This is a genomic window from Brumicola blandensis (assembly GCF_031846165.1).
Taxonomy (GTDB): Bacteria; Pseudomonadota; Gammaproteobacteria; order Enterobacterales; family Alteromonadaceae; genus Glaciecola; species Glaciecola blandensis.
Genome location: NZ_JAVRIE010000002.1, coordinates 189,931 through 211,015 on the forward strand (window position 1 = coordinate 189,931; position 21,085 = coordinate 211,015).

The 21,085-nt window shown below is 41.2% G+C and carries 17 protein-coding genes; 9 read left to right on the forward strand and 8 right to left on the reverse strand.

The annotated features are described in order from the left end of the window. Window positions 1–158: 158 nt before the first annotated feature. A complete protein-coding gene (locus RM544_RS06075; protein ID WP_311360879.1) occupies window positions 159–857 on the reverse strand; it encodes a hypothetical protein in 699 nt (232 codons plus the stop codon). 231 nt (window positions 858–1,088) lie between these two features. Then, window positions 1,089–2,558, reverse strand: a complete 1,470-nt coding sequence (locus tag RM544_RS06080; protein WP_311360880.1) for a sensor domain-containing diguanylate cyclase — start codon at window positions 2,556–2,558, stop codon at window positions 1,089–1,091. A gap of 491 nt (window positions 2,559–3,049) precedes the next feature. Between RM544_RS06080 and RM544_RS06085 the strand changes: the two genes are divergently transcribed. Next, window positions 3,050–4,741 carry a serine hydrolase gene (locus tag RM544_RS06085; RefSeq protein ID WP_311360881.1) on the forward strand — a complete coding sequence of 564 codons (1,692 nt, stop codon included), beginning with the start codon at window positions 3,050–3,052 and terminating at the stop codon, window positions 4,739–4,741. 24 nt (window positions 4,742–4,765) lie between these two features. On the opposite strand, the gene RM544_RS06090 is transcribed toward RM544_RS06085, so the two are convergent. Then, window positions 4,766–5,548 (reverse strand): hypothetical protein, encoded by a 783-nt coding sequence (locus RM544_RS06090; RefSeq protein ID WP_311360882.1) that lies wholly within the window; start codon window positions 5,546–5,548, stop codon window positions 4,766–4,768. A gap of 129 nt (window positions 5,549–5,677) precedes the next feature. Continuing rightward, on the reverse strand, window positions 5,678–6,730 hold the full coding sequence (locus tag RM544_RS06095) for a hypothetical protein (RefSeq protein ID WP_311360883.1): 1,053 nt from the start codon (window positions 6,728–6,730) through the stop codon (window positions 5,678–5,680). A gap of 257 nt (window positions 6,731–6,987) precedes the next feature. Between RM544_RS06095 and RM544_RS06100 the strand changes: the two genes are divergently transcribed. Beyond that, complete coding sequence (locus RM544_RS06100; RefSeq protein ID WP_311360884.1) at window positions 6,988–7,542, forward strand: hypothetical protein; 555 nt, start codon at window positions 6,988–6,990, stop codon at window positions 7,540–7,542. A gap of 74 nt (window positions 7,543–7,616) precedes the next feature. Here RM544_RS06100 and RM544_RS06105 read toward each other — a convergent pair whose 3' ends face one another. Continuing rightward, window positions 7,617–8,237 (reverse strand): YigZ family protein, encoded by a 621-nt coding sequence (locus tag RM544_RS06105; RefSeq protein ID WP_311360885.1) that lies wholly within the window; start codon window positions 8,235–8,237, stop codon window positions 7,617–7,619. A gap of 16 nt (window positions 8,238–8,253) precedes the next feature. Then, entirely contained in the window at window positions 8,254–9,864 is a 1,611-nt protein-coding gene (locus RM544_RS06110) for a hybrid sensor histidine kinase/response regulator (protein ID WP_311360886.1), read from the reverse strand. 273 nt (window positions 9,865–10,137) lie between these two features. Between RM544_RS06110 and RM544_RS06115 the strand changes: the two genes are divergently transcribed. Beyond that, a complete protein-coding gene (locus RM544_RS06115; protein WP_311360887.1) occupies window positions 10,138–11,802 on the forward strand; it encodes an AMP-binding protein in 1,665 nt (554 codons plus the stop codon). 108 nt (window positions 11,803–11,910) lie between these two features. Here RM544_RS06115 and RM544_RS06120 read toward each other — a convergent pair whose 3' ends face one another. Continuing rightward, a complete protein-coding gene (locus tag RM544_RS06120) occupies window positions 11,911–12,762 on the reverse strand; it encodes a hypothetical protein (RefSeq protein ID WP_311360888.1) in 852 nt (283 codons plus the stop codon). Window positions 12,763–12,863: 101 nt separating this feature from the next. On the opposite strand from RM544_RS06120, the gene RM544_RS06125 reads away from it, so the two are divergent. The 3 genes from RM544_RS06125 (at window position 12,864) to RM544_RS06135 (ending at window position 17,060) form a co-directional block, all read left to right on the forward strand. After that, window positions 12,864–13,964 carry a polysaccharide lyase family 7 protein gene (locus tag RM544_RS06125; protein WP_311360889.1) on the forward strand — a complete coding sequence of 367 codons (1,101 nt, stop codon included), beginning with the start codon at window positions 12,864–12,866 and terminating at the stop codon, window positions 13,962–13,964. 127 nt (window positions 13,965–14,091) lie between these two features. Then, window positions 14,092–16,125 (forward strand): hypothetical protein, encoded by a 2,034-nt coding sequence (locus RM544_RS06130; RefSeq protein ID WP_311360890.1) that lies wholly within the window; start codon window positions 14,092–14,094, stop codon window positions 16,123–16,125. Window positions 16,126–16,241: 116 nt separating this feature from the next. Further along, entirely contained in the window at window positions 16,242–17,060 is an 819-nt protein-coding gene (locus RM544_RS06135) for an HAD family hydrolase (RefSeq protein ID WP_311360891.1), read from the forward strand. Between the two features lie 47 nt (window positions 17,061–17,107). Here RM544_RS06135 and RM544_RS06140 read toward each other — a convergent pair whose 3' ends face one another. Beyond that, window positions 17,108–17,347 (reverse strand): hypothetical protein, encoded by a 240-nt coding sequence (locus RM544_RS06140; protein ID WP_311360892.1) that lies wholly within the window; start codon window positions 17,345–17,347, stop codon window positions 17,108–17,110. 199 nt (window positions 17,348–17,546) lie between these two features. Here RM544_RS06140 and RM544_RS06145 point away from each other — a divergent pair, with 199 nt between their 5' ends. The 3 genes from RM544_RS06145 to RM544_RS06155 are packed head-to-tail and all read left to right on the forward strand — an operon-like array spanning window position 17,547 to window position 20,989. After that, window positions 17,547–19,007 (forward strand): RimK family ATP-grasp domain-containing protein, encoded by a 1,461-nt coding sequence (locus tag RM544_RS06145; RefSeq protein WP_311360893.1) that lies wholly within the window; start codon window positions 17,547–17,549, stop codon window positions 19,005–19,007. Next, window positions 19,008–20,186: a peptidase C39 family protein gene (locus RM544_RS06150; protein ID WP_311360894.1), complete on the forward strand. Its 1,179-nt coding sequence runs from the start codon at window positions 19,008–19,010 to the stop codon at window positions 20,184–20,186. Then, the gene (locus RM544_RS06155) at window positions 20,183–20,989 is read left to right on the forward strand and encodes an RMD1 family protein (protein WP_311360895.1); all 807 of its coding nucleotides are present in this window, start codon (window positions 20,183–20,185) and stop codon (window positions 20,987–20,989) included. The genes RM544_RS06150 and RM544_RS06155 overlap by 4 nt, the downstream gene beginning before the upstream one ends. Window positions 20,990–21,085 lie beyond the last annotated feature (96 nt).

Consider the following 21,085-nt stretch of genomic DNA (forward strand, 5'->3'; position numbering starts at 1 on the left):
AGTGATTTGCCTTTAGTAAACCTTATTTAGACGTCAATGCCGTCCAAGTGCAGTCATTCGCAAATTGATAATTAAGCTATCACTACTCGATACCTAACCTACAATAACACCTGAATTGATAGCGGCACCAAATTTTTCAGGACGGTCTTGCTTGGCAATTAAAAAGCAATACGCATGCCTATGTTAAACGTTGTGATTTTCCCAAATTCGTAGCCTGTTATCAGTGCCATATTGGGAAGGAAACTCCAACGTCCGTTAACACCTATAAGAACATCTGTTTCAAAGGGGTCAGAACCACTAGTGGCTACGTCCCCAACTGCGGTATAGCGAGCATGACCCTGAAGATGAAATGTTGGAGCTGCTGCCCAGATCACACCAATCTCAGACCCGACGCCGCTATCTTCAGCGTCGATATCAAGATTGAAACCTTCAACGTTCGCATCCTTTAACTCTAGCTGGTCAAGGCTCAGACGAGCATAATAAGCCAACGTTTCCGAGACATTGTATTGATAACCAACTCCAAGACGCCAGCGCACCACATCATACTCACCTGCAGCAGTATTGATGTCGGTGCGGATTTCCAGTTCTTGGCCGAGAGAAGCATACTCACCAAATAGATGCATTTGATTACTAAACTGCCATGCACCACTAACAAATCCACCACCATCGGCATCACTCTCTAAGTCTAAAGGATCACTACCCATGATCACTTCGGACGTCTCTATGTCGTTGACAAAGCCACCGATAATTCCTCCCTCGATGTGGGTGAAGCCGATATCGCTTGCTTGCGCCATCCCATTGTTAAATAAGATAGTAAATATAGCTAAAACCAATAGCAAAGCTGAGTTGTTTTTCATTTTAATGTCTTTATTGTTTACATGAGCACAAAAGAGTTTTGCTCTTCTCTTGACATAATTATAGGTTAGTTCTTTCTGGAAAGCTCAGTTGATGTATGTTAAATTTTTTTAATCTCTGCTGTTGCAGTATTTTACCGCTGATTGAAAATAAGCGTAATATCGTGAAATCCAAAAAGGCGGCTGTCCGCTATGTGCGACTAGACAGACCTATATACCTGAGAATATGATTCCTTAGGCGCTAGCTATACAGTTGCGGCCATCCTTTTTCGCTCGATAAAGTGCTTTATCAGCCAAATCTATTAGTTGGGCATTGGTGATTGAGGCATCACATTTTTGTGTCGCTTTACCAATACTAACCGACAAAATGCCTTCACCAAGAGATGGCTCAAAACTAATATTCAAGGCCGCCATCGCTCGCATTACCTCTTGGGCCACACTTAATGATTGTTCTTGATTGGTATTTGGCAGTATTATGCAAAATTCTTCGCCGCCATATCTGGCTGCTAAATCGTCAGTTCGTTTGCAACAGCTATCAAGAGCCTTGGCAACTTTCTGTAAAGCTACATCTCCCGCACTGTGACCAAAACTATCATTAAAATGTTTAAAATGATCAACGTCTACCATTAATAGGCTGATATATTTCCCATCTCTGGTGCCACGTTTGAGCGCTTTTTCCAAGCTTTTATCGAACTGTCGACGGTTGGCGATACCTGTGAGGCCATCAAAGTTCGCCTGATGGGCTAATTGCTCGTTGGCTTTTTCTAGCGCAGTGGTCACCTGTTGTAAAGATACTCTATTCGTCACACTTTCCAGCGTATTACTAAGCATTTCACCTATTAACTTTAAATAACGAACATCATGCTCTCGCCATGAATAAGGGCTACCAATAATATCGCAACCAATAAAGCCAAATAGTTTATCGTTGATATGTACAGCAACACATAACACCGACTTAATTCGCTCTCGCTTAAACTCTTCTTTTTCTAGCGCGGCTTCATCAGGCAAATCATCGACGTTATCGATCTTAAATACATTCTTGGTTTTGATAGTATTATCAAAATAAGGTAAGTCGTTCGAGCTAACATTCTGTAAATCATCTTTATATGGGAGAACACCGGGCGCAACCCATTCATGGGTATTGTTCATGCTTGTCTTGTCATCAGAAAACTGAAACAAATAGCATCTATCAACACCACAAAATTCACCAAACGCACCAAGGCTTTTCTCAATTAACTCGTCCAGATGTTCTGTCTTTACATTAATCAGTTGAGAAGAAATGCCTGACAGTAAGCGACTAAAGGCTAAGTGATTGGCCATTGACGAGTAAGTCGTCTGTGTACCAGTAATATCATTGTCTTGAAGGCTATGTACATGAAGTACAACCCACGGTTGTCCGTCAAAAGTCACTTTCTTGCCTTCAATACGACAATTCAGGTTCTTGAAATTGCTTTTCACTCTGACTTCTAAATGAAGTGTATCTTGCCCATTGCAAAGCGAAAAGGGATGCTGTTCAGCCGTTAATGGTTGACGAGATTGTACATCGTAAAAAACCAAACTATTGCCGAAAGTATCAGCTTGCCGCTCGGCCCCAAACATACTCAAACAAGCTGGGTTAGCATAGACTTCGCCATTTTCCATGTTTTTACAAAGCAAACTAACTGGCAATGGCGCCAACAGTTCTTTATAACTTGTGTTAATCAAATACGCTTCCAATATCAATATCTACCTGATTTTCTGCTTTTCCGTTCTGATTTTTGACCGGATGCATATAGATGATTCCATGCAGCTAACACTTATTGTGAGGAGCGCAAGCCTAAGGTGACAACTCGATAGATTCATTTCGAAATGACGCCACATCTATTTCATTTCATTAGCTTACTATTCTTATGGTCATAATTTCTACACTTTTTTACGTGTTTGCTGCGAACGCATAGTATGAATAGCACGCAAACCGTTATTGCGCCAACGTGTCATCAGATCAGTCTTCGTTTCGGCAAGTAATGTTCGATTGGACAATGAATCAACCCATCGGCCATGGCGCTTTTTACGGCCTTACTTTGTTTGACATGCCCTCTGATATTTCAATACATCTCACAAAAAGGCCAAGCATTATTGGTTGCAAAACGTCCAAATTGATGTATTTTTGACTAAACAAGGAAAGCACTCCTAAGGGAACTCACGCAGGGAATACTATGAATATCTTAAAGTTATTGCTGTGTATAAGTATCGTTAGCTTACTTTTTTCATGTAATGCAACTGGACTAACAAATGAAAGTGAAGCTGGAGGTGATGTTAGTGCATCGACGTCTCTTTCAATAAAGTTTGATGCATTATTAAGTGAACAATATCAGTCTGACCAACCAGGCGCTGCGGCACTTGTGGCGATCGACGGCGAAGTAGTTTATGAAAAAGGGTTTGGGCTAGCGAACATCGAATTGAATGTGCCTATCAAGCCTGAGATGGTATTCGAAATAGGTTCCATTACTAAACAATTTACTGCCGTTGCAATTTTGATGTTAGTTGAAGAGGGAAAACTGAGTTTAGATGATGAGATTACCAAGTTTTTACCTCATTACCCGACCAAGGGTCATACGATTACACTCCACCATTTGCTTACTCATACCTCAGGTATCAAGAGTTACACTTCAATGGAAAGCTGGACTAAATTGTGGCGACAAGATCTTTCACCGCTAGAACTCATAAACATTTTTAAAGATGAGCCAATGGATTTTGAGCCTGGCGAGCAATTTTTATATAACAATTCCGCTTATTTTATTTTGGGTTATGTCATCGAAAAAGCTTCTGGCCTGACGTATCAAGATTATATTCATAAAGAAATATTTGAGCCTGTGGGCATGACTTCTTCTTACTATGGCAGCGCTCAGACTATTATTCCAAACCGAGCAAGTGGATATCAGCAAACCGATAAAATTATTAATGCGGAATATCTAAGCATGTCGCAGCCTTATGCTGCAGGTTCTTTAATGTCTACAGTACATGATTTATTCAAGTGGAATCAGGCAATTAGAAGCAACCAGTTAATTAATCAAGCGTCGACTGAGAAAGCCTTCACTAATTATGAACTTAATAACGGTGAAAAGGTTGGGTATGGTTATGGATGGTTTCTAAGTGAAATAAATGGTAGTTCAACGAAGGAGCATGGCGGTGGCATTTTTGGTTATGTCACGAATAGTATTTACTTGCCTGAAGAAAATGTATTTGTAGCGGTACTATCAAACACTGATTTTAATGGCCCGGGGTTTGTTTCGACGAAGATGGCGGCTATTGCTATTGATAAGCCCTATCCTGAGTTCTCTGATGACGTATCTGTAGATACTGATGAGTTAGCGAGTTTAGTAGGCGTCTATGATTTTGACGATGGTGCTACTAGGTTTATTACCATGCACGATGGCTCGCTATACTCACAACGAGAAGGCGGAACGAAATTCTTATTGCATCCAACAGCAGATGGCATGTTTTATTTTGAAGGTAGCTTTTCAAATTTACGATTTACGCAAGAAGATGGCAAAACAGAAGTCTTATTCAAAAGTCGAGCTAGCGAATCTGTTGGTATAAAAACTGACAAGCCTGTTCCGGTAAAAACTGAAATTACGCTAGGTAGCGCAACGCTGATGCAATTTGTTGGAGTATTTGAGTTACAACCTGGCTTTGATATCTCTATCACGCTTGAAGACGATAAATTAATGTCGCAAGCAACCGGACAACAAAAATTCCAAATCTACCCTATGACAAAAAGTCGATTTTTCTTGAAGGTAGTAGATGCAGAGCTTGAGTTCATTGCAAATGAAAATGGAGCATATACATCTATGATCTTGTATCAAGGTGGGCAAGAAATACCAGCGCAAAAGAAGACATCGAACTAAACATCGATAGGGAAATCACGGCGTCTATTTCTTTAAGTATTTATCGAGCGACTTTTGCAGTTGGCCATTGAATTTGTCGTACTTCCCACATCCGTTACTTGAGGTCCAGAGTTTTGGGCCCTTCCAAAATGGATCATCCAGTTCTGTGGTGGTTACCTTTAAGCATTTCCCATCCATCACTATCGTTTTCTCATTTGGCCCAAATTCAGATAGCACAATAATGTTAGCTTCTTTTGGTGCATAAGAAGTACTCGACTGCCTTAGCTCTTTGTTTATATTGGGTTCTGATGCTGGGTCACCAATCGCCTTAGGTTCTTTATATTGTCTTAGGGCACCTTCTGATAATCTTTCCACTTCTACTTGATGCAAGTTTTGTATGTAGCTAGAAACACCTTTTAAGCTACTCGATTGAGAGTCCATATTGTCTGTATCGAGTGCTGGTGAAATATCGATTGTATTGACTTCCTCTTTACTTCCAGTGACTTTACTTACTTCTGGCTGTGATCTTACTTCCTCTTTGTGAGTTGTAAGTTCACTTTTTATGATCTCTTCGGCAGGAGGAGTGGGCTCAGGTGGCTTCTCTACAGAGAGCTTTTCTTTTTGACTAGGGGCTTCCTGCAATTGAATTGGCTCTGTTTTGGCCGATGCCTCTGCTTCGAGTTTTGGAGCCTCAATGATCAAATAGCTTTTTATCGATTTTAGTTCTTGTTTGTCATTTTCGTATGGCGTGAATCCTTGGAACAAGGCATAAATAACCAATCCATGGAGCAGTATCGATAATAAGACAAAGCGTAAGGTATAGAGCACTAAACAGCACCAATAGGGTGAAAGAGTCGGTTGATGTCTAGCTTAGGACAGAGAACGCCAGTAGAAGTTCAGCGAGGGTGCTGGGACGTTACTGGCAAACTAAAGTTGAATTGAACCATGACTGATTACTTATTCGCTCACCTGAACATGAAGTCTGAGCGTACGAGAAACAGCTGGAATGTCACTATTTGAAATGATCAGAGAAATATAATTGTCACCCGCCTCGCTAAACGATGTTTGCACGAAAGTACCTACATCATCTACCTCGCCGTCACCATCATAATCCCATTGCCAGTTAGTCACATCACCGATACCCTCAATGCTGTAGCTGGACGTCACCTCAAAAAATACAGTTTGTCCTAAGTAAGCCTCATCGTCATATTTGACTGTTGCAAAGAGCGACTTGGCTCCTTTTCCTTCGATGATATCTGCCAGTTTCGTCGCTGTGGTTTCCACAAAATCTTTAGGCATTATCTCACTTTCTATTCCTGTCATCGTGAAGTTTAAGATTGGCCACACCATACCTCCCGTTTCAAATGCTAATGTTGCGAGTTTGCGCTCTTCAGGCTTTTCGCCGTAACGCTTACCCTTCAGAAAACGTAAGGTGTCACACTTTTGCATACTCGAATCTGGGTTTAGGACCATATGGTCGCGATCAACGGCCAATGCAAGGCTTCTATTACACCAAGCAGGGAAGGGAATAAAAGCATGAAACTCGGAGCGTCTATTTTTCAAATTCTGCATGAGTTTAGCGGTATCAGCATTTTCTAAGAGGTCATTTTTGCCATCGGAAAAAATGAGTACTATAGCTTCGTTAAGTTCAGGTGTGCTGGCGATCAATTGAAGGGCAGACAAGACATCTTCCGTTGATGAAATCAATTTGGTTTCAGCTAGGTTTGTTCTTATCTGGCTTAAGCTTCCCTTTTTTTCATCAATAATAACGTCGCGAAATGATATTAACTTTGCTGCATCAGTTAAGCTGCTATTGTCCTGTAGTTGCTGCTCTAATTCCTTCAGCATGTCAGCAATGACTGTTTGAGAAACTCCCATTGAAGAAGAAGCGTCAAAAATAACCCAGATGTTTGAGTCCTTTTCGGCAAGCGCTGACTTGGAGGATAACAACATGCACAGCATCATAGTGGCGACGCAGTTGAGTAAACCTTTCGTTTTGAAATTAAACACCTTTAACATCCTTATTTAAGGTAACGCACAGTTAGTAATACTTTGTACTACGAGCGTATTGGTTTGGTTTAATATCAGTATAGGCAAAGGAATGCTATTAAGGAATAGATTGCTTGGTATATGTCAATATTTCTTACATGTTATTTTTTTGTAAAAAATATGTTTCATGAAATCATAAGGTTATAGCGTGGCCTATTTAATGCATCCCCCTAATATCAACGTTTACTAAAACTAAAATCATATATTTAAGGAATCTCATGAAAACATTATTAATTGCAACTTTGTTTGTATTTTCAAATATTGCAAATGCCACTCTTATCGTTGACTACTCAAACACTGGAGTGAGTCAATCAGTTAATACATCTGAAGTCGGCATAAACGCCAATAGTGGTTCGTTCTCAATTAATGATGGAGACACTATTTTGGTCGACCTACTAATAGCGTTTTCAACAACGCAATTCTCTAATAATGCGACATGCCCGAATGGAACATGCTCAAACCCGTTCACATTAACTACCACTATTACTGCAAACTCTATAAGTGAACTCTTCACATTGACTGGTTTATATGACATCACACCAACTCAAGATATGTTTACGCTCAATGCTGGTGGTCCAGTTTCTTTCGACCTTCCAACGGGATTATTGACCTTAGTTGAAACCAGTGAATTGAATTATGTTGTAACGTCATTGGGAACGGTAAACACAAGTGTATCTGCGACTTTTACATACAGCGAAGTATCTGCACCACACTCACTAGCTCTTTTAATGGGAAGTGGCTTATTTTTATTATTCCTTCGCAAAAAGAAATAGGAGAACTTCGAGTTCAGTTCAAACTGTAGTCCGTGATACTGAACTCGAACATTTCGAACCTTATGCTGCTGTGTTTAATTATCTTTGGAAACAAGCAGCGTTAGTTTACCTGAGCAAATATTGGTGAGTTCCTCGCAAAAGGCATCTAGTTCATTACGGGGTACTAAACTGGTCAGTGAAACGCTTTCAGCATAATTAAAGTCAGTTTTCGCGCAATTAAAGCCTCCTAAGGCGCTCTTTATTGCACCTTCTAGTGCATAGTCAAAGCTAGCTTGCACTGCTACTCGGTCCACCTTCTCTTCGGTTTGAAGCTCTTTTAATACCAGCGCAACGGCATCTGAATATGCTCGCTGCAAGCCACCTGTTCCTAGTTTTGTGCCCCCAAAATAGCGAACTACCGCTACAGTGATATCTCCTAAGCCGCTGTGCTCCAGTATCTTTAGCATCGGCATACCCGCAGTTCCACTGGGCTCTCCATCATCGCTCATTGAGCGCAAGGTCGAATCAGGTGAACCAACAATGTAGGCCCAGCAAACATGGTTAGCTTGAGGGTGGGCCGCTCTGAGTGCCTTTACAAAATCGTTTGCGGTTGCTGTTGTGGCAGTTGGTCTAGCGAAAGTGAGAAATTTACTGCGTTTTACTTCATGCTCAATATCATGTTCATGAGTAGGTGTTAAGTAGGGCTTGAAGAGCATAGCATGCCAGTTCTTTTTAGTTAGGGCAGTATTTATTCAAAACACTGATAAGGTCAGACTCAGAAGCGGGTTTTGAAATATAGGCTTGAATACCATTTCGTGCTAGCTTCGAGTCAGCTTTAGAGAATACGTCGGCAGTTAAGGCAACAACTTTCTGATTTGGATCCATTGATGTGATCTTCTTGCTAGTTTCAAAGCCGTCTATACCTGGCAAATGTAAATCCATAAAAATCAAATCAAAATAATCACTTTTCAGCTTTTTGATAGCATCTTCGCCACTGCCACATACGCTAATAGAGATGCCGATTGTATGAAACATCGCTTTTGCAACTTCCTGATTAATCAAATTGTCTTCAACGACTAAGATTTTTGCGTTGGGGTTAAACGTATGCTGAGTTTGTGATGGAATGTCAGTTTGCTGGAATGTATTTTCAGTGCATACGGGGAGTTTTACTTTGAATAAGCTGCCTTGACCGAGCTTACTCGATAGCTTAATGCTTCCGTGCATATGCTCAACAAGGCTTTTGGTGATCATTAAGCCTAGGCCAGAGCCTTCTTGGTTTTCATTTGGCCTTACTTGCTGAAACTTCTCAAAAATAAGGTGTAAGTCTTTCTTCGCAATACCAATACCTTCGTCACGCACCGCAACAATAAGGTTAGCGCTAGAGAGCTTAATCTTTATGTCGATAGTTTGCTCATTGGGTGAAAATTTGATTGCGTTAGAGACCAGGTTCAAAATAATTTGGCTAAGCCTAGTTTCGTCAGTTTGAAAGTATTCATTTTCATTTGTTTCGCAGCTAAAGTTCACAACAAGGGATTTCTTCGCTGCAAGTGCCTTCGTAATCGAGTGAATAGATTCGAAAAAGGTCTTTGCATGTATGCTGGTGTATTCTAGGGTGAAATTCCCCGATTCAATTTTATTTAAATCTAATACTGAGTTAACTAAGCTCAATAGCCGTCTACCACTGTAGTCAAGGTGCTTTAGATACTGTTTTTGCTTGTCGGGTAAGTCAAACGTTTTGTCATCAATCATCAATTTGCTAAAGCTAACTATTGCGTTCAAAGGCGTTCGCAATTCATGACTTAAATTAGACAAAAAATCTGTTTTTCGTTCGTTTGCACTTTCAACTTCTTTGATCTTTAGTCTTAGTTGCAATTGAGTAATGACTTGTTTACCTAGCGTTTCAAGCGCCTTAATTTGATGGGCATTTAACTTTTTAGGTTTGTCGTTTATCGCACACAATGTTCCTATCGCGAATCCCTCAGGAGTGATCAGTGGCGCGCCAGCATATGAGCGAATGTTGGGTGATTCTGTTACTAAAGGGTTATCTTTAAACCGTTCATCAAGAAAAGTATCGCTTACCTCAAATACCTCTTCTTGATGGATTGCATGAGCACAAAATGCAATATCTCGGTGAGTTTCATCGGCACTTAAACCTACTTTTGATTTGAACCATTGGCGGTCTGCGTCAATAAGGCTAATCAGCGCGATGGGAGTATCACAGATCTCTGAAGCTAATTCAGTTAGCTCATCAAATACCTTTTCCATGTCAGTATCTAAAACTTCGTAACGATACAACGCTTCAAGGCGATATTTTTCGTTGCTTGGTATATCAGCTACTTTCATTGCTTGTACCTACAATATTGTGTTGCATCTAAAACAACCCACCGCCAAAAGCCCAATTTCCTAGGATACTTTCTTTATGTATAGCTGGCAATACGACTAAATAATGAAAAACACCCGGTTACTCACCGTGAACGACGACACGTCTTTGCTAGAACTTAATTAATAAAATACATCTAACAACAAAGAGAAGTTAGTAAGCAAAGACTATTTATTTCAATCACTCGAACTTATTTGATTTTTTACCATTCACCTAGCAATATCAATGTTAATTATATGTTGCGAGAAATTGATATGGATGCTGCGAAAATAGATTTACCCATCGATAAATTAAAATACTGGGCTAAAAACTACCCCGAACGCCAAGTCTTATTTCAACCCATCGATGGTAAACTTCACACATATACGTGGCAGCAAATTCTCGAACAAGCCACCGCAGTTGCCTCAAAGTTAGTGTCTTTAGGTTACGAACCAGGTGATAAAATTGCGCTGCTTTCTAAAAACGTAGCTGAATGGTTTATTGCCGATTTCGCCATCATGATGGGTGGATTTGTAAGTATTCCCATTTATCCTACTGCAAATGCTGAAACCATCGCATATGTGTTAGAGCACGCGGAATGTAAAGCAATTTTTATTGGTAAGCTCGATGATTTTGGCCCTCAAGAAGCAGGTATAAATACCAACGTGAAGCGTATTGATATGGGTTATCCAACCATGCAAACAGAGGTTTCTTGGTCGGATTGTATTGCCTGTGAAAGCGAATTTGCAGAACCAGTGGTCACGCCCGATGACGTGATGACAATATTATACACTTCAGGCAGTACAGGTATGCCAAAAGGTGCGCTTCACTCTTACCGTAGTTTTGTAAATACCGGACTTCACCTTGGAATGCGCGTTGGGACTACTCCTGAAGACCGTTCCTTATCGTATTTACCTTTGGCGCATTGTACGGAACGCGCGTATGTCGAATCGACCTTTTTAAGTTATGGCGCGCAAATCTATTTTGTAGAATCGCTCGATACATTCAATCGCGACTTGGTGCGTTGTTCTCCAACGGTGTTTGGCTCTGTACCGCGCTTGTGGACGCTTTTTCAAAAGGGCGTACTACAAAAGATGCCACAAAAGAAACTCGATTTATTGCTGAAAATTCCACTTATTAGTTCTTTAATTAAAAAGAAAATCAAAGCAGGCTTAGGCTTTAGTGATGCTCGTATTTTCCTCAGTGGTTCCGCGCCAATTTCAGAAAAAATACTGGAGTGGTACCAAAAGCTGGGGATCAATATAGGTGAAGCATGGGGTATGACCGAAACCTTCGCCGCTGGCACAACCCCTCGCATGGACAAACCAGCTAAATTCGGGACAATTTCACTGCCCACCGAAGGTGTAGATTTGCGAATTGCCGATGACGGTGAAATTGTCATGAAGACCGATTCCAACATGCTTGGCTATTATAAAGACGATGCTAAAACAGAAGAAGCACTCGTCGATGGCTTTGTGCAAACAGGCGATCTAGGCGAGCTCGATTCTGAAGGGTATGTGAAAATCACTGGGCGCAAAAAAGATATCTTTAAAACCGAAAAAGGCAAATATGTTGCGCCTGTACCTATAGAGAAGTTATTTGCAGAAAACGAATACATTGAGCAAATGTGCTTAATGGGGACCACTTTGAAGCAACCGGTATTGATAGTGAACTTAAGTCAGTCTGGTAAAAGCCAAGACCGAGGGCTGCTCACTGAATCTCTTGAAACTACCTTAGCCCACGTGAATCAAAGCTTGGAAAAGCATGAAACGGTCTCACACATTATCGTTGCAGGTTCAGATTGGACCGCAGAATCCGGAGAACTTACGCCGACATTAAAGGTTAAAAGGCATGTTATTGAGAAAGTATTTTTGAGCCAAGCGCAGAGTTGCGAAGGAGAAGGTAAGATCCGTTTTGACTAGGTGGATTTTCACTTAACAACATAAATAACTAGCTGCCGCACTGTTTCACAAAGCCTCGATTTATCGGGGCTTTTTTATTTCCAACTACCCGTCTTCTGATAACCGCGCTCAATCCACAGGAGCGCTTAATTCTATCCCAGTAGTCATATAAATATCGTCGTAAGCTAAACCGCCATTACCATAAGGTTGTTTGAGCGGCCCTGTATTTGCGATAGTGACAAAATACACCAATTCGGCTTCACGTTTCATACGAAACTCAGCATTGTCGTAGACCTTTTGCTGCTGACTAAACTCACCTCCGCGGATATAAACTGAATATGTTTGTCCGCCATTTTCTTTTAAGCGATTGTCTACCACATACCAAACTTCGTACCATTTACCTTCTTGCAGAGGTTCTGCAGCTTTACCATTGAGTGGATTTTGAATATCTTGATATTTCGCTTTTCCATTTAGCGCTTCTTTGATCACCATCAGCGCACCAGAATTCCGAGTGCCATCTGACTCTGTCTTATCTGTGACTCTTAACATCGGTTCGAAAGCATTATATGCGAGTTTATCGATATCCGCGGGGCGTTGATTACTCAAGCCAAAGGAATGATTATTTGGAAATGACTCAACCATGATACGGGTGTAAAAAGTAGCAGTGTCACCGACGTTGAGTGTATTAGGTAACTGTATGTAAGATAGGGCTTTTCTATTACCGAGCACACCGTTTGCTGCAGGTTTTTTTAGGTAATACCGATTTTGGGAAGCTTGCTCTTGTTTTATTAACGCTATTTGCGGACTCTTAACAAAGGGGTTGGTCTCGTTCTGGACGTCTCTAATGTGCCAGTCCGAGGACAGAGTGTTACTAGCGCTTTCGAAATCGTCAATTAACAGCCAAGAGGTATCTACTTCAGCCATGCCTTTTGCGCTGACACACAATAAACTGGCAACAAGTAGTTGGTAACTTTTTTTCATAAAGTCGTGATTTTTCATAGATAAACTAGAATCTGGACTGTGATTATTTAAACAAAATGATATAAATACCAAGTTACTTTAGCAATCAATAATAGGTCAATATGAAAATGACGGCATCTTCGGTAGCTGCATTCGCGGCTTTGTCTTCTCTTGTGTTGTTTGGCACAGCCGCGTGTAGCACAAACCAAACTGCACGCGAGAATGTTTCAAATAGTCCTGAAATAGATGTGCCAGGAGAGCATTTCGATCTGAGCCAATGGAATATCACACTACCTATAGATGCAAATGCAGACGGTAAGCCTGACATGGTGAAGGTGAAAGACATCCAGAATTATAGCCATCCGGATTTCTTTTATCTTAACGACAATAAAGAATTGGTGTTTACTAGCCCAAATGTAGGCGTCACAACAGCAAATTCAAAGAATGCTCGAAGTGAATTACGGCATATGTCGAGGGGCTTCAACACGAAGATAAAAACGAAGGCACCGAAAAATAACTTTGCTTTGGCTGCGCATGAAAACGCGAATGCATTTGCCGCTATTGGCGGAAGAATGGAAGCTACTTTGAGTGTGGATCATGTAGCCTTGAATAGCGACCGACCTGAAAAGTATCCAAGCTATTCTGTGGTGATAGGTCAGATACATGCAGGCAACGATCCAGACCGCTCAAAAGGCTTTGGATACGGGAATGAACCACTCAAGATTTTCTACAAAAAATTTCCAGACCACGACACAGGCTCAGTATTTTGGACCTATGAGCGTAATTTGCCAAAGGCGCACCCGGATAGAACAGATATCGCTTATCCAGTTTGGGGCAATACGTGGGAAAACTCTTCAGATCCGGGCAGTAAGGGTATAAAGCTCGGCGAAGAATTTAGCTATGTAGTGAATGTTTATAAGAATACCATGTCTCTTACGTTTACCTCGCCTAATCATGAAACGGTAGAATACTCGATTAACTTGGCAGATAATGTTGATGCTTACGGCAACATTGACGACAAAGACTTTAAGCACGGTTACGCTGGCGATTGGCACTACTTTAAAGCGGGTGCTTACAGCCAATGCAATGGCGGCACTAGCAATCCATTCTGGGGAACAGCATGCGGTGGCACGGGTGTTTGGGAAACAGACAAAGCGAATGGCGATTATTCGAAAGTAAGGTTTTCGAAGTTGGTGCTAAGTAATGGAACGCCTTCGTCGTAACTTGGACTAATTTCTGTTATTGAGTTAGTTTGTCTCTTGATTGGAAAACAAGCTGTATTTACGTAGAGAACGGAATCAAAGTGCTAGATAAGTATATCTAGCGAATTTACATAAAAAGGAATTTAAATTGAAAAAACTGATATTGATAGTAACTGCAATCGTATTAATGAGTGCTTGTGGTGGTGGCTCTGGTGATTCTTCTCCAGTAGGTGACCCTCCGCCACCACCACCACCGCCATCAACGGTCTCTTTGCAGATATCTGGAACAATAAGTTCCCCCGATCTACCAAATGCGCTGATTACCGCCACGGTAGCTGGAAGGAGTTTTGAAACAAGTTCAGACGAGCTCGGGAATTACAGTCTAGAGATTGAAATTAATGAAAGTGAGCAAACTAGTCTATTGGTCATTGATGCATTTGGCACAGGTAGTTTGAGCCACATACATTATAAAACCTATGTAGACTCGATTCAGAGTCTTCTTACCATCGGTAATCAGCTCAATGATAGCGATGTACCTTCCTTGAGAGTCTCTCAGATAAAAACGGCTCTTTCCGCTGTTTTACGCCATGAAGGTGAGATTACAGATCTAGACTCTTTGGCGCTCGCTCGCCAGGAATATGATAGAGATTTAGTCTTACCCTTTGCGACCACACTGGTTTATTTTACCGACCTTGTCGATGGGCAAATGTTTGATTTACCAGATGGAATTGAAACCACGTGGGAGTTACTTTCTGATAAAGAAACGGCTCTGGATATGGCACGGGTACTTGCTGAGCGCAATCCACCTGCCGCGCAAGGTGAAACCAGCGAGTTCAATGAGGTCACCCAATCTCTCGTTACAAATTCAGAGCTTGTAGGCTCTGCAGAATCGTTAAACTTACCCACTAATTTTTATTTCATCGGTCTGGGTGATAGTAATGGAGATGGAAAAATCGAATTGCTGGAAGACGGTTCCGGTTCTTTAACATTTTCCGGCACGGAATACCCTGCCACTTGGGATTTACAAGACCAATTACTAAATTTGCAGCTTGATGGAGCAGCATTTAGAGTTTTTCTAAGTGGTAATATTTGTGAAGGCTACATACGTACAGCAAATATTGGTTTCATTGATGACGCCGCCGACAGTACCTTGTTGAGCTTGCTTTTAACCAGAGAAGTGATCTGCGAAGACGAACCTTCATTGAATTACACAAGTCGCACTGTTCAAGCATATGAAGTTGTTGATGAGAGAGTCGTAGCTGATCCAGAATGGTTAACCGAGGGGGAATATGTCCTGCTGAGTCCAGATGTGGTAATTAGCCATATAACACCAGAATCACCTCAAGCAGTTTTAAACTTTTCGTATCTTACAAGAGTGATTGTGAGCGAAGGGAATGGTTTTGTATTACGACGTGCAATAGATTTTACAGTAGACAATGAATTGATATACAAAGAGTATCAGGGGACTTTTTCAAGCGATCAAAAACAGCTCATACTTCCACTTGAAGATGGTGAGACCTTCTCGTTTAATATCGCAAGGCCAATTAGCAATGAGCTTGCTTTGAGCTCAATTTCTGCCACTCAGATCGCTATTTCAAACGATGAATCAGAGCCCGACGCTGAAGTAGATCCCGATGCTAAAACGCTTGTTCAAAAAAGTGGATTTATTGTGCAAAAAGATGAGCAAAATTTTACCGACAATAGCATTGTTGGTTGGTATGAAAGTCGCAATGTCTCATGGTTCAAAACCCAAACCACTTGGTATGAGTACCGGGAAGATGGAACAGCATATACTTATAGTTGGATTGACCAAAATGACGATCATCAAATTCAAGAAGCATCTAATACAGGACAGTCTGAGATATCAATTTTTAAACGATACTGGCGTTTAAATGACGGTGGTGATGTTGAAGAGAAAGTGTATTTACCTATTTTTAGAGGCAACGATGATGCGTGTGCGAGTGCTACTTTTGATTCATTTCCTGAGCAAGATTGCTACTTGAGACAAACTAGTGTTATCAGTCGAATAAACTCCATTGATGATAAACTCTTGATTGATTGGCAATACAGTCGTTTTAGATTTACTGGTATATCAACCATTACTGAGCTCAACGCAGTAGAACCAGAGATGCTAAAGAGACTAGAGGCTAAGCCAACCTTAATAGAAGAAGCTGGACTATAGTTACACAGAGGTGGCCAGCCAGCCACCTCTTGTTACCCTGATACTGAGCCAAGCTTAGCTATGGTTCGTATATCTTCTTAATCGCGACTTAACACAACTAGGGTAACTGTATCGTAATGGACCTTATATTTTTCGACCTTGACGGGACCTTGCTCAATGCATCGTCTGAGATCTCTCCATTCACCAGAGAAACCCTAGGTCTACTTCGAGATAAAGACATTGCTTATACCGTAGCAACAGGGCGTTCTTTGTTGTCGGCAAAAAAGATTGTGGAAGGACACTTTTTTGAACTGCCGCATATTTACAATAACGGTGTCACTATTTGGGATCCAGCAAAACAAGCCTTGAGTTTCGATAACTTACTAGAACATAGCGAGATTGAAGACGTTGTAAATTCCGCTCTAACGCATGGCATAACACCCTTTGTAAATACTATTGAGAATCACCAACACTTCATTTATCACAGCCAAGTTCGACACCCCATCGAGAAAGAGCTTATTGAAAAGCATTTTTCGCGAACCGACGCTAAGCTATTGCCACTAGAGGCACTGCCTAAAAACAGCGATGTGACTAACATCAGCATGATAGGTGATAATAAAAAGGTGGCGTCTATTTGGAATGAAATCAATGAGCATCCGCATTTAATTGCATACTCTGGTCCAGCTCACGAGGGGCGAGACAACAGCTGGATGGACGTGCATCACCGTCTCGCTAATAAAGGATCTGCAGTAAACAACTTGAAGGTAGATTTAGGGGCAAGTAACGTGATCTGCTTTGGCGACGGTGAAAACGACTTAAGTATGTTTGAACTCGCCGACGAGTGTTATGCCCCTGACAATGCAAAACCTCAGGTGAAATCAAAGGCGAACGCAGTTATTGGACATAATCATGACGATGGAATTGCGCATTTTTTAAGGGAACGTTTTAGCTTGTAAAACGCTCCCAGCCTAATGGCCAATGTTAATTCTGTTGTTCAAAAAGCTTATTCAGGAAGCTTTTTAACCGGTTTGTAACCTTCTGATTCAAGTTCTTGATTCACGCAAATAAGTAAAAATTCTGGTAGCGACAAATCACCCGTACCATCATCTTCTGCGATCTCGGTACAGTACTCAACAAACTCTTGGATCAATTCCGCATCGGCTTCAGGACGATCGTCAGCATTTACAGCGAATGACAATAAACCTGCAAATAAAGCACTTGTTACTAGAGTAATCATTTTCATTAAAACACCTCAAAAAAGTGGTTGGCTATTTACGCCGAAGTGTAGGCTGAATTTCCCAATACGCTAACGAAATAATCTGTTCTTGAAGAACAATTTATTTCGTTCGAAAAATAGTCAGCCGGGTCTTGCTAATCAACAGATAAAGCCTATATTTCGCGCGAATTAACCATGCTTTATTTTGTGACACTGGACCAAATAAATGATTACAACTTTGATTGTTGTCGACAGCCTTAATGATTTCCCTGCGCTTGAACTAGACGCTACCGTACTGGACTTTGAGAGTTACCTTGCTGACTATCCAAAACTCAGCGAGCGGAAGACGCGCGTAATTAACTTATGCAATACAAACAAGTATTTAAGCAAAGGGTATTACTGCTCTTTGTTAGCTGAAGCGCGCCATCACAAAGTGCTGCCTAGCGTGAACACGATCAATGATTTGATAATAGAAAGCACTGAACAGTCTTTAGAAGTTGCTAGCTTAACATTACCAAAAGCGCTGAGTGACAGTGTTAAAGATAGTGCCGTGTGCGATTTAGTGTTTGGCACGGCAAATGATGATGCGATGCAAGCAGTTGCAAAGCACGTATTTGATCGTTTTCCAGCACCATATCTTCAGATCAGTGTGAGCAAACAAGTGAACGCAACTAGCCTAAAAGTGCGCTTAGGCAACTGGGACGAAATTATTTCTCAGGGTCAGGCATTTGTGGTTAAGGCCCTGCAAGACTACCTACAAAAAAACTGGGTGAAACGATTTTCTAAAAAGTCCGCACGTTGGGATATGGCGATTTTGTGTAATGAAAACGAAGCCACGCCACCAAGTGATAAAAAAGCATTAAAACACTTTGTGCAAGCCGCGAAGAAAGTGGGTATTAACGCGCAACTAATCGATAGTAGCCAACCAGCCAATATTACTCATTTCGATGCGCTGTTCATTCGCGAAACCACAGCGATCAACCATCCTACCTATCATTTAGCGAGGAAAGCTGAGCGTGAAGGTCTAGTGGTCATTGATGATGCCAATAGTATTCTTAAATGCTGCAACAAGGTGTTTTTACAGGACGCATTTAGCTATCACAAAGTGCCGGTGCCAAAAAGTGGGTTTGCGTACGACTCAAGCGATAAAACTTGCACGTCTCTAGGACAAGAGTTCGGCTTTCCAATGGTACTGAAATTGCCAGAAAGCTCTTTTTCTTTAGGTGTATTCAAAGTTAAAGATGAGACTGAGTTGAAAGTAAGACTTGCTGAATTACTTCATCAATCTGCTTTGGTGTTAGTGCAAGAATATGTTTTCACTGAATTTGATTGGCGCATTGGTGTACTCAACGGTAAGCCTATATATGCGTGTCGCTACTTTATGGCAAGAGGACACTGGCAAATCTATAATCATGCATCAAGCAAGAATACTTCAGGTGGTTTTGAAACATTACCCACTTTTGAGGTGCCAAAATCGGTGCTGGATGCAGCGATTAAAGCCAGCGGCATTATAGGTAAAGGCTTATATGGTGTCGATATTAAGCAGTCAAACGGCAAAGTATATGTCATTGAGGTCAATGACAATCCTAGTATTGAATCGAAAGTGGAAGATAAGTACTTAGGCAAAGAACTGTACATGATTATCATGCAAGAATTTGCAAATCGCTTGGAAGCGAGGGGGCGCTAAGTGAAGGCCACTTATCGTTTGGCGGAGCTTGATGATCTGCCTGCTTTGGTGCGCATTGAAAACCAGTGCTTTCAAACAGATCGCCTTTCAAAACGTCGATTCAAGCACTGGATACAAGCTGACAATGGCATTTGTTTGGTCGCAAGCAAAGATGAGCAAATTTGTGCTTATGGCTTGGTGATTATGCGCGATGGTACCCGTTCGGCGCGTTTGTATTCTCTCGCCTTAGAAAGCGAATATAGAGGGCAGGGTATTGCGCAAGCCTTATTACTTGAGTTAGAGCGCTTAGCGGTGGGCCAGCAGCGTCTGTTTATGCGTTTAGAAGTGGCTGAAACCAATGCGGCCGCCATTAAAATGTACCAATATTTGGGTTACAAGCAGTTTGGTGTTTATCAAAAATATTATGCTGATGGTACCAATGCGTTGCGCTTCCAAAAGCCAATCAAACAGAGCCTGGCGGTACAGAAACTTCCTGCATATCCATGGTATCAGCAGTCGACAGAGTTCACTTGTGGGCCGTCTGCTTTGATGATGGCCATGCAGAGTCTGAATGCAGATTTCAAAATGTCCGCCACCCAAGAAATTGATATTTGGCGGCAAGCAACAACCGTTTTTATGACCTCTGGCCACGGTGGTTGTCATCCTGTGGGATTGGCCTTAGCAGCGAAATCTTTAGGTTTCGATGCCGAAGTATATGTTAGTCAACCAGGCGATCTATTTGTTGAAGGTGTTCGCAGTGAGCACAAAAAATCGATAATGCAGTTAGTTGAAAAACAATTTTTTGAACGAGCTACTGAGTATAATGTAAGCGTTCACTTTCACGATGCGTCACTTAATACAATAGAGAGTGAATTGGCTCAAGGTCATGCTGTTATTTGCTTAATTAGTACTTATCAATTCGATGGAAAAAAAGCACCGCATTGGGTCGCGATCACGCATATCGATGATACGTTTCTGTACTTTCATGATCCTGACGCCAGCGTTGAAGGTGTTATTCAGGCTCAACTATTAAGCAAGACCGAAGAGCAGTTGTTCCAATCAAGTGAGATAGATTATCAACATGTCCCCATCCTGAAAGAAGATTTCACCAAGTTTTCAGTGTTTGGGAAGAGTAAGTTAAGAACCTGCCTTGTGATCAAAAAAAACACAAAGCGGCGCAATAGAGGAGGCGACGAATGAGTTTCTTTAATAAGAGTGTTGAGGTCATCGACTTTGCAGACCATATCAATTTAAAAAGTGCACAAAAGCAGTTTGCGACGAGGTACATCGCAGAGCAGTATCGTGATGCCTTGCATATAGAGATGCCAAAAGGACAAATGTTCATTTTTGACTATGGTGTAGTTGTTGCGTGGGGCGTGAACCCAGATAAAGCAGCTCAATACATAAACGAGTTAAAAGATTTGGCATCGAAATTACACGATGATCAAGTTGATACCTACGAATTTACCAAGGTCGATGAGCAAGCAGAGCAAGCCCTAGCGTCAAACGATACTCTGTATTTACCTAATTTTCAGACTAATACCTTGTTAGCCTTAAGCCATGCTTTCGCGCAATCGGCAAAGTTACAGCATTATGAAGAAATTGCAGAAAAGACGATAGTGAGCAATCAATACTTGATTGATATGTTGGCGAAAAGCGGCAAAATCGCGCTGAATCGTAAACAGTTAGCGAAACTGAGGGGGCAATTATTTCAGACGAAAACAGACATTGTGTTGCATTATAATTTACTTGATACGCCAGAGTTTTTCTGGGATTTTCCCGCGCTTGAGCATTACTATTTAAGTCTAGGTAAATACTTGGAGTTGAGTCAGCGAATTGAAATCTTGAATTTGAAACTAGAAACCATTCAAGACTTGTTTGATATGTTAGCTGCAGAACAAAATCATAAACATTCGTCATTTCTCGAGTGGATTATTATCATCCTGATTGCCATTGAAATTGTGATTTTCTTTGGGGAGTATTTTCATATTCTTCCAAAGTAAGTGAATGTTTACATTCTTTAAAGGCAATAAAAATAGCAACAATCACTCAGTAGTAAAAAGAGAGGTTTGCATAAAGCAAGCCTCTCCTCAGTTGTT

What these genes read in the sequence shown, in the direction of transcription:
- RM544_RS06145 (WP_311360893.1), top strand. Translation starts at nt 17,547, where the DNA reads ATGATTACAACTTTGATTGTTGTCGACAGCCTTAATGATTTCCCTGCG.
- RM544_RS06155 (WP_311360895.1), top strand. Translation starts at nt 20,183, where the DNA reads ATGAGTTTCTTTAATAAGAGTGTTGAGGTCATCGACTTTGCAGACCAT.
- RM544_RS06120 (WP_311360888.1), bottom strand. Translation starts at nt 12,762, where the DNA reads ATGAAAAAAAGTTACCAACTACTTGTTGCCAGTTTATTGTGTGTCAGC.
- RM544_RS06140 (WP_311360892.1), bottom strand. Translation starts at nt 17,347, where the DNA reads ATGAAAATGATTACTCTAGTAACAAGTGCTTTATTTGCAGGTTTATTG.
- RM544_RS06075 (WP_311360879.1), bottom strand. Translation starts at nt 857, where the DNA reads ATGAAAAACAACTCAGCTTTGCTATTGGTTTTAGCTATATTTACTATC.
- RM544_RS06100 (WP_311360884.1), top strand. Translation starts at nt 6,988, where the DNA reads ATGAAAACATTATTAATTGCAACTTTGTTTGTATTTTCAAATATTGCA.
- RM544_RS06115 (WP_311360887.1), top strand. Translation starts at nt 10,138, where the DNA reads ATGTTGCGAGAAATTGATATGGATGCTGCGAAAATAGATTTACCCATC.
- RM544_RS06085 (WP_311360881.1), top strand. Translation starts at nt 3,050, where the DNA reads ATGAATATCTTAAAGTTATTGCTGTGTATAAGTATCGTTAGCTTACTT.
- RM544_RS06135 (WP_311360891.1), top strand. Translation starts at nt 16,242, where the DNA reads ATGGACCTTATATTTTTCGACCTTGACGGGACCTTGCTCAATGCATCG.
- RM544_RS06105 (WP_311360885.1), bottom strand. Translation starts at nt 8,237, where the DNA reads ATGCTCTTCAAGCCCTACTTAACACCTACTCATGAACATGATATTGAG.
- RM544_RS06110 (WP_311360886.1), bottom strand. Translation starts at nt 9,864, where the DNA reads ATGAAAGTAGCTGATATACCAAGCAACGAAAAATATCGCCTTGAAGCG.
- RM544_RS06125 (WP_311360889.1), top strand. Translation starts at nt 12,864, where the DNA reads ATGAAAATGACGGCATCTTCGGTAGCTGCATTCGCGGCTTTGTCTTCT.